Source organism: Vibrio sp. 378 (assembly GCF_033339435.1).
The window spans coordinates 1-1,000 of record NZ_JAWOUO010000189.1; the positions used below are offsets into that span (position 1 = coordinate 1).

Here is a 1,000-nt window from a genome sequence, read left to right on the forward strand (position 1 = left end):
ATACGAAAAAGGCCACATTCATGTGGCCTTTTGCTTATCTAATGGTTTCACGCGAGAGTACTAACCATCCCATTCGTAAAGCGCAGGGATTCGGATTTGCTCACCTTGGAATTCGACAATGACAGCCTGCGGCTGAATCTCTTTCAGCGTGACTTGCCCATCCACCACATCCCCTTGGTGATACTCCACGTTATTGATTTTCACCCAACGACGATTGGCATCACTGGCATACATGTGCGTTTGCAAATTAAGGGCAGGAAGACGTCCTTGCCACTGCTGCGCATTGCGCTCCAAGTCATTCACCTGTGACGGCGCAGAAGTCGGCGCATCGTTTTGAGACAGCGCATTTTCCACTTTTTTGGCGAGATCTGGAGACAAGGAAGACAAGTCTAGATCATCCAATGACAAACCTAAGTCGTCACGACGATGCGTAGATGCTGTGCTCGTGACGGGAGTAGCCGTTGTCGGATCTGGAGCCTCACCCTCGTTGGCATACTCGGAGGGTTGCAAGAATGTCCCAATGTCGCGAGATAACTCGGCACTCGGCCATTCTCGTGGCAGTTGAGCAAGATCCGTTGATTCTGGATAATCTAAAACTTCAAATGGTTGTACGACTTCCACCACCACTACCTCTGGCGTAACCGCTTGAGTCTCTGGCGTAAGCAAATCTAAATGCCACGCAACCGCAATCGCTGACACGCTAATAGGCACAAGAAAGAGTCCAACATGTTTGATGACTGACATTACGCCTCCTCCTTGTTAATGCTTGCTAGTGTTGGCGCATTAGGTTGCACACTTTGTTGTAAGCGCTCTAACGTGCGATGACCCGCAATGCCATCCACACCGATGCCCTGCCAACGTTGGAACAGTTCCACTCGCTCTTTTAACGCACCGTCAAAAATGGACGTTTCCAATGGTGATTCACTGACCGCTTTGGCAAGCAATTGGTCAAGCACTTCTATCGCCGGCCCTTCCATATCTAAACGCAACGTCTCTTTAA

General features: G+C 49.7%; 2 protein-coding genes. Both read right to left on the bottom strand.

From position 1 onward, the window contains the following. Positions 1 to 60: 60 nt before the first annotated feature. Complete coding sequence (locus R7Q48_RS25065) at positions 61 to 744, bottom strand: general secretion pathway protein GspB (protein ID WP_318132835.1); 684 nt, start codon at positions 742 to 744, stop codon at positions 61 to 63. Then, positions 744 to 1,000: peptidoglycan-binding domain-containing protein (locus tag R7Q48_RS25070; RefSeq protein ID WP_318132837.1), on the bottom strand; the 257-nt coding region annotated here is incomplete at its 5' end. The genes R7Q48_RS25065 and R7Q48_RS25070, both read right to left, overlap by 1 nt.